The 6,787-nt window shown below is 47.0% G+C and carries 11 protein-coding genes; 6 read left to right on the forward strand and 5 right to left on the reverse strand.

The window, feature by feature from the left end; all coding sequences use genetic code 11:
- The first annotated feature begins 107 nt into the window (after positions 1-107).
- A complete protein-coding gene (locus IQ260_RS25180) occupies positions 108-341 on the forward strand; it encodes a hypothetical protein (protein WP_193995832.1) in 234 nt (77 codons plus the stop codon).
- 181 nt (positions 342-522) lie between these two features.
- Positions 523-1,134: a hypothetical protein gene (locus IQ260_RS25185; protein WP_193995833.1), complete on the forward strand. Its 612-nt coding sequence runs from the start codon at positions 523-525 to the stop codon at positions 1,132-1,134.
- Positions 1,135-1,179: 45 nt separating this feature from the next.
- On the opposite strand, the gene IQ260_RS25190 is transcribed toward IQ260_RS25185, so the two are convergent.
- On the reverse strand, positions 1,180-1,635 hold the full coding sequence (locus IQ260_RS25190; protein WP_193995834.1) for a DUF29 domain-containing protein: 456 nt from the start codon (positions 1,633-1,635) through the stop codon (positions 1,180-1,182).
- A gap of 397 nt (positions 1,636-2,032) precedes the next feature.
- Here IQ260_RS25190 and IQ260_RS25195 point away from each other — a divergent pair, with 397 nt between their 5' ends.
- The 3 genes from IQ260_RS25195 to IQ260_RS31930 are packed head-to-tail and all read left to right on the forward strand — an operon-like array spanning position 2,033 to position 3,266.
- Positions 2,033-2,452: a hypothetical protein gene (locus IQ260_RS25195; protein ID WP_193995835.1), complete on the forward strand. Its 420-nt coding sequence runs from the start codon at positions 2,033-2,035 to the stop codon at positions 2,450-2,452.
- The gene (locus IQ260_RS25200) at positions 2,449-2,862 is read left to right on the forward strand and encodes a hypothetical protein (protein WP_193995836.1); all 414 of its coding nucleotides are present in this window, start codon (positions 2,449-2,451) and stop codon (positions 2,860-2,862) included. Before IQ260_RS25195 ends, IQ260_RS25200 begins: the two co-directional genes overlap by 4 nt.
- A gap of 29 nt (positions 2,863-2,891) precedes the next feature.
- The gene (locus IQ260_RS31930) at positions 2,892-3,266 is read left to right on the forward strand and encodes an HNH endonuclease (RefSeq protein ID WP_228016415.1); all 375 of its coding nucleotides are present in this window, start codon (positions 2,892-2,894) and stop codon (positions 3,264-3,266) included.
- Between the two features lie 205 nt (positions 3,267-3,471).
- Here IQ260_RS31930 and IQ260_RS31765 read toward each other — a convergent pair whose 3' ends face one another.
- From IQ260_RS31765 to IQ260_RS25215, 3 genes are read right to left on the reverse strand one after another with little or no spacing between them, the layout of a single operon-like run.
- Positions 3,472-3,816 (reverse strand): Uma2 family endonuclease, encoded by a 345-nt coding sequence (locus tag IQ260_RS31765; protein WP_322745043.1) that lies wholly within the window; start codon positions 3,814-3,816, stop codon positions 3,472-3,474.
- The gene (locus IQ260_RS31770; RefSeq protein ID WP_322745042.1) at positions 3,774-4,118 is read right to left on the reverse strand and encodes a hypothetical protein; all 345 of its coding nucleotides are present in this window, start codon (positions 4,116-4,118) and stop codon (positions 3,774-3,776) included. The genes IQ260_RS31765 and IQ260_RS31770 overlap by 43 nt, the downstream gene beginning before the upstream one ends.
- 30 nt (positions 4,119-4,148) lie before the next feature.
- Entirely contained in the window at positions 4,149-5,165 is a 1,017-nt protein-coding gene (locus IQ260_RS25215) for an Rpn family recombination-promoting nuclease/putative transposase (protein WP_193995838.1), read from the reverse strand.
- 126 nt (positions 5,166-5,291) lie between these two features.
- Here IQ260_RS25215 and IQ260_RS25220 point away from each other — a divergent pair, with 126 nt between their 5' ends.
- Positions 5,292-5,603, forward strand: coding sequence for a carbon dioxide-concentrating mechanism protein CcmK (locus tag IQ260_RS25220; protein WP_193995839.1), 312 nt, complete (start codon positions 5,292-5,294; stop codon positions 5,601-5,603).
- Positions 5,604-5,782: 179 nt separating this feature from the next.
- Here the strand turns inward: IQ260_RS25220 and hflX are convergent.
- Positions 5,783-6,787: GTPase HflX (gene hflX / locus IQ260_RS25225; protein WP_193995840.1), on the reverse strand; the 1,005-nt coding region annotated here is incomplete at its 5' end.

Genomic DNA, 6,787 nt, shown 5'->3' on the forward strand with positions numbered 1-6,787 from the left:
TGGTTATTATGCCTTAGCATCCCCGGTGTGCATACATCTTGTGCGGTTTGCTAAGGTGTTCGGTTCTGGTTTCCTTCGCAAACCCTACGTTTTGGAGATCAGAATCCATGTTTCAATATCCATCTGACGGCGCGGCGAAATCTGAGCCTGCTCCGTTACCCGAGCACCAGTTTGAGACCGTCCGTCACACGTTGCTTGGCACCCTAACCGGTGTCCGTAACACCATTACACTGCTACACAAACTCAACTACGCCGAACCCAACGATTGGAGCAAGCCCCTACCCACCGGGCGACCCAATGAGGTCATGGCGATTTTGACCAAACGAGTCAGGGTCGATTAGCGGTTGGCTCTGAAATAGTTTTCGTAGGGTGGATTAGCGAGCATTCGCGTAATCCACCGAAAGTCAGCTATACATGTCATGACACATCCCAGCCTGACTGGGTTGATTGAGCTTCGTCTGTCAGGTCTGAATTGATAACAGTTACCATAATGGAATATAAGCAGACTACTGGATGCTAGCGATGTCTCAAGCAACTCAAAACCGCAAGAAAAGCTTCTCCAGCTTTAATTACAAGGATGCCTTTAAGTATCTGGGGGTTACTGAGCTAACGCGCTGGACTATTGAGGCTGAACCTGTGCCAGTCAGTGACTTTTTCAAACAGCGATTAGAACGACTACAGCGGTTTGATCTAGAGAGTTTAGAAGTATCCAAAACCCTGTTAATCGATGCGATTTGTGAAGAAGGCTTAGAGACATCTCAACGGCTAAAAGTTTGGAAAGGCCCCTATTTAGAGGGTGAAGATGTTTGTGGTAATGCCGATTATTTAATTGCAGAGCGGCGAGCGTATTTGGAGTTGCCCTACGTTTGCGTCATTGAAGCCAAAAAGGATGATTTTGAGCAAGGCGCAGCTCAGTGTTTAGTAGAGATGAAAGCTTGTCAGTGGCTACATCGACAACAGGGTAAAGAGATTGACAGCTATGGCATTGTCACCAACGGCGAGGGCTGGAAGTTTTATCGATTAGCGATCAATGGTGAGGTGAGTGAAACACTGTTGACAGGTGTGGGAGATATGCCGATGTTATTGGGAAGATTACGAGTCTTTTTCGAACTATGCGAACAAAACCTCAGTTGAGTTTCTTTTGGAGACATGCATTGAGAACGTACCCTACTGGGCTCACTACGGCGAAAAGCTATCGTCCATAATCTGAGATAGCTTGAACTCGCATTCATTTGGGAAAGTATCTACTGGAAGCTGAGTTTCAGCAGCGGCTTGATTAATAGCGTCCGTATAAGCCTCGGACAGCATTTTTTCTAGCTGAGGTTTGAGACTGGGGGAGTCTTTTAATGCCTTACGAATACGACGGCGATGTTCGACTATGCTGCCTGCCCAGCTCCCGCTCCTTTTATCAGACTGATATTTCCACTTCAGTAAATGTAGTAACAATATCGTTAAATTACTTTCTAGGCTGCGCCGCTCCCGCTTTCCCATATCTTCGATTTCTTCGATCAGGTTAGCCCAGTCGACGTGGTTGTAGTCCTGACGGCGCAGCTTATCCACCGTGGTCGTAATCCACTGCATGTAATCGGTGTCGTATAGCGTTACTGGGGAGCTGCTGGGTTGTGTGGCTGTCATGGTTCAGGTCGGCATCAGCAGGTTGCTGGTTTGATCATAGCAGGCACGATGGCATGCACCCGTCGAATTGATGGACGAAGCCGTATTGGTGCAGTGCTATCGTAGCGGTGCGTTGAGAACGCACCCTACCGGGCTAATCCACTGAATTCAAGATTTGTAGCTTCTCAGGACAGAGAAAAAAGTTACGGAAATTTCTAGTTGAGCGATGAGTTATATGCAGAAGCAGCTTTTTTCGTAGAAAATTAAACTGAGCTATTTACTGCTCTTTACTGTGTTGGCAAAAATTGTCAGAAATTGCTAGCAGTTGATGAAGATATGAATAGATAGTCAAATTTGCCTACTGTGTAGGTATTCTGACTATAGAATCCTACGTAAGGCATCGTCTGCAAATTTTGTGATGGCAGTTCCTCAAAAAAAGTCAACACTCACTAAAGATGCTTTGGTACAAATGGCATTGACTCGACTGGGTGGACGAAAAGCATATTATAAAAAGCTGTCTAAGCAAGAACTAGAAGCCCTACTCAATTCTGATTCGCTGGTTCAGGATGCTTTTAGCAAGGTTGTGAAGCTATTGATGGAATCAGCTAAAACAAACCTCTCTGCTAACGGTCGACGCCTCGTGGCAGAAAACAAGGCCGGACAATTTGAAGGCCATTATAAGGAAGAACTGCAGCGACGGACGTATATCGAACAACAGTACTACAAAGTGCTGCAACAATTACGACAGCTATTAGACGTAGAAGAGAGCGAAATTTTGCGAGCAGCAAAGACTGCAACGCAGCTACTCAAAGAAATGCTAGGGTCTTCTAAACCATGACTACCATCTCTCGAAAACAGCTCAAGTTACTAGGAGCTTCTGACTATCTAGCTCGTCGTTTGACAGAAGAATTGCCGGTAGCTAAGAAAGTAGGACGTGCTTTTGCCTATGCTATCGAGTCTGTACTGTCATCAATAGATAGCTATGGTCAGCGCTCGGTTCGCATCCGTACCCGTCAGATATTAGCAACGCTCAAACTTGCATTACAACAGCAGACATCTGAGGTTGAGGATGTAAGCGATCCGATGCATGTATTGGCAGCTGATATTTTATCAAACCATACTGCTCTTGAAGATGCAATAGCAGCATCTAAGCAAGGCGAAGCAGACTTTTATAACGCTCATAGCCAATGGATTGAACAAAATCTTATAAAGAAGAATAATATAGTTATCTTTTCTGGAGTCCGATGAGTCAATCAAGTGACATAGCTGGCAAAATCATGCGTAACCATCGTCGCTTAAAACAAAGTATAAAAGAGTCTCGTATCATAGCAAAATCAACTATTGACAGTCTCTATACTAGCTGGCGAAATAGTTCTAGAGGAAAAGAATGGAAAGCGAATTTTCTAGAGCAGTGCGGTTTTCACTGTCCCGAATGTAATCAATTTCTAACTGATCAGAATTGTACTATTGATCACAAGCTACCTCGATCTAAGTATCCTTGGTTGAGCTGGAACGAAGCTAATCTCTGGCTGCTATGTCGTTCTTGTAACATAAAAAAAAGCGACCAAGACTGGGCCATCTATATCGAGGCTGTTAAGATATCTCGAGGTCAAGCTGCCTACGAAAGGGTTACGAAATACAAACCGCTCTAATGAGTAATTAGAGCCTGATCAAGCTCTTCTAAATATTCAGGCGTAGGTAACACTTACAGACGCTATAGATGCCAATCATTATCTCTAAACATCATTAGATATCTTAGACCATTTAACTCCTCCACTTACTTGTCTGTCTATCAGTATTATTAAGCAAGTTGTAGGATGGGCAGGTCCTATAGATAACCGTTATGCTCACCAATCTCTATGCTTGCCCACCTTCACTTATAAAGTCTCGTACCCAGCTTCTTAAATTAATTTCCGCTTCAACCTCATCCTGCCGGGCTTCTTCTAAAAAACGATAGAGATCTTCTTTCTTCGCAAAGCTGAACGTTGGACTTGTCTCAACTTCTTCATACGCATCATCCACCAAACAATAAATACGCCAGACATCACCATCAAATCGCCAAAACTCCGGCACCCCCAGGTCGGCATAGAGACGATTCTTGTCAATATCCGTATGAGTAATATCTACCTCCACCACAATATCCGGCGGCGGATCAGTTTTCAGATCAACCGTCTTACCAGCAACCTTGGACTGATTCTGAATGTAGTATGCATTATCCGGTTCTGCCCCCTTATTAGGTCAGCCCGAGCCAACGTTGTAGACCGCATCGACTTAAGTCGTAAACCCAACTCCACCACCAAAATACGAATAAAAAGACCGATTAGCTCGCTGAAGCATTCGTGTTCTTCTAAGGGCTTGGAAATTTCTAAAACACCACAGTCATAGGTAAGACGAGCCGCACGGGTAGCCGGTAGCGCGTGTAAGACCTGCTGATAGCCCTGCCAGGTAAGATTTGGCAAGACAACTCGTTTTTCTCCGATCGTTGGGGCAAGTGTTTTAACCATTTCGCTTATTCAGCTCAGCAGTTTGACTCATTATTCACCTATCCCATGTCTCGACTGTTGTTCCAGCCAATCCACTAACCCATCTTGGGTCATATCCTCTGCTGCAGCCTTTTCCAATAGCCCTAACTGCTCCAATGTCAGTTCCTCTATCTGCTCTGTAGCGGGGGATTCCAACGTGTCCAACCGAGGTGTTAGCACCTCTAAAACCTTTATCCTTTTCTCGGTTAACTGGCTCAGCCAAGCCTTCAAATCGGCCAGTTCGCAAAAATCCAACAACGCCTCTGCCAGATCCTCCAATTGCATCAGCGATAGCCGATCTACCTTTGTCAGAGTTACTTTAGGTAATTCCCCAACCTTACGTTTGAGCAACCGAACAACTAATGCCCGTTCCTGAGATAATCCTTCCTGAAGACCTTCCTCGTAAACTTTTGTCTTTCTTAAATCACTAATGGCAAACATATCGGCTATTTCCCGGCGCGTAAGGTTTGGAAACTTATAGACAATAATGGTCTCAAGGATTTCTAGTATGGCTTCAGTGGTCAGGTTGGGTAAAGGTTGCTTCTGCACCTGTTGTATCAACTGTTGTCCTAGCGCAACAGCGTTACTGACAGGCTCTACTATCAGTTTAACCAACCCCAAAGTCACTGACTGATTTGGGTCCAGCTCTTCTAAGAAAACTCGCTGGCACTGATTGCTTTTTAACAAACAATCATAAGCTTCGTTATCGTCTGGTTCCAGGCTAGCCCTTGGGTAAACTGCAACTGCACGCCACTGCTTCACATCAGGGTGCTTCTGTAAAAATAAAAATACTTCCGCAAATAGACGACGATACAGCAGAGGATCTTTCTGAAATTGCACCTCTACAAAATAGACTGGCTGATTACTGCCCTCGGGAGGCAGAAAGACCCCATCAATGCGGAAAGCGGTTTGCTTTAGTTCAACTGAGCTAAACCGATACCCTGGTGCGAGTGCTGGCTGCCCAATCAGCTCAAACAGAATGCTAGGTACTGTTTCGAAGAGCAGATAGAATAACGAATCGGTTTTCAAGGGTGGTACAAATTGTGCAGAATCCGCATTCAGTATCCCCACCTCAAAATGGATCATCCCGCAGGGGTTGATTGTCGGGGCTCAGGTATATTTAGAAAGGAAGCTTTTTAATCGGACCATTTCCCTATGCTTTACGCTATCGGTGTAATTGAAACCCACGGATTTCCAGCTTCACTAGCAGCAGCGGATGCCATGGTTAAAGCAGGTCAGGTTTCCCTTTTAGGTATTAATCAGGCCGATAGCGGACGTCAGTTTGTAACGATTCGAGGCCGTGTGGGTGAAGTCGATAGGGCCATGGAGGCGGGGATAAAAGCGGCTGACGCCTGCCCTAATAACGGCAAAGTGACCGCCCACTACACCGTCCCCCACCCCACTGAAAATATTGAAAGTGTCTTGCCCTTACACTTCGATGAACAATCAGAGCCATTCAGAGTTTGATCGGCTGTCTCCTTTATTTTCCCAGACGCCCGCACAGTAGGCTGAAGGGACTTACTCGCAAATGAAATACTCGTAGAGCGAGTTTCGACTTCGCTCAACTCTCGAAGCTGGAAGGTTGAGCGAAGTCGAAACCGGATTGATCGGGGACATTATTTAGCCGCAGCTCCCTAATAAGAATATTAGCCTGCCACAGCATAGTCCACCAGCTTCACCAAATGCTGTCTTAGGGTCTCTAGCCCTAATTTCTGCGCTGCCGAAATAAACAACGCCTGGGGGTACTCATCCTTGGCCACCGCCAGTGTGTCACTGTCAACGGCATCGAGCTTGTTAAACACCAACAAGATTGGCCCTGGTGTCGTCGGCATCTGCCCCAAAATCCCCATCACTGAGCGAATATGTTCCTGCCAAGCCGGATGAGATAAATCCACCACATGCATCAGCGCATCGGCTTCGGTCACTTCTTCTAACGTGGCTCGAAACGCGTCCATTAAAGAAGACGGCAGATCTTGAATAAAGCCCACCGTATCGGTGAGGACTAGGGAGCGCTTTTCATGGGTTTCTGGATCGACTACCGCTAGCCGCTTGGTAGTCGGGTCCAGGGTAGCAAACAGCTGATCCGCCGCATAGATATCCGCATTGGTCAGTGTATTTAACAGCGTTGATTTGCCTGCATTGGTATAGCCCACCACCGCCACCGATGGCACCTCGTGGTGCTGCCGATTTTGTCTGAGCCGGGCTCGGTGAGCTTGCAGCTGGTTAACCTCCCGCTGTAGCCGCGTAATCCGTTTTTGGATCGCGCGCCGTTCGGTTTCCAGCTTGGTTTCACCCGGACCACGGGTGCCGATACCACCCCCGAGTCGAGACATGGCCTGCCCTCGACCCGTGAGTTTAGGTAGCTGATACTCCAGCTGGGCCAGCTCCACCTGCAGCTTGCCCTCGCCTGTCCGGGCGCGTTGAGCAAAAATATCCAAAATCAGCTCAGTGCGATCCACCACCCGCACCCCGATGCGCTGCTCCAGACTGCGTACCTGAGCTGGGGATAGATCCCGATCAAATACGACTAAACTAGCGCCCAGGGTTTGGGCCTCTAGGGCGACTTCATCGACTTTGCCGGCCCCCAGCACCGTCTGTGGATGGGGCTTAGCTCGCTTTTGCTTGAGGGTTTCTAAGACTTCTCCACCGGC

Origin of the sequence: Leptolyngbya cf. ectocarpi LEGE 11479 (genome assembly GCF_015207065.1) — a bacterium.
GTDB classification, from domain to species: Bacteria; Cyanobacteriota; Cyanobacteriia; order Phormidesmidales; family Phormidesmidaceae; genus Leptothoe; species Leptothoe ectocarpi.

Coding starts and splice junctions, on each gene's coding strand:
- IQ260_RS25180 (WP_193995832.1), top strand. CDS start 108: ATGTTTCAATATCCATCTGACGGCGCGGCGAAATCTGAGCCTGCTCCG.
- IQ260_RS25185 (WP_193995833.1), top strand. CDS start 523: ATGTCTCAAGCAACTCAAAACCGCAAGAAAAGCTTCTCCAGCTTTAAT.
- IQ260_RS25190 (WP_193995834.1), bottom strand. CDS start 1,635: ATGACAGCCACACAACCCAGCAGCTCCCCAGTAACGCTATACGACACC.
- IQ260_RS25195 (WP_193995835.1), top strand. CDS start 2,033: ATGGCAGTTCCTCAAAAAAAGTCAACACTCACTAAAGATGCTTTGGTA.
- IQ260_RS25200 (WP_193995836.1), top strand. CDS start 2,449: ATGACTACCATCTCTCGAAAACAGCTCAAGTTACTAGGAGCTTCTGAC.
- IQ260_RS31930 (WP_228016415.1), top strand. CDS start 2,892: ATGCGTAACCATCGTCGCTTAAAACAAAGTATAAAAGAGTCTCGTATC.
- IQ260_RS31770 (WP_322745042.1), bottom strand. CDS start 4,118: ATGGTTAAAACACTTGCCCCAACGATCGGAGAAAAACGAGTTGTCTTG.
- IQ260_RS25220 (WP_193995839.1), top strand. CDS start 5,292: ATGCTTTACGCTATCGGTGTAATTGAAACCCACGGATTTCCAGCTTCA.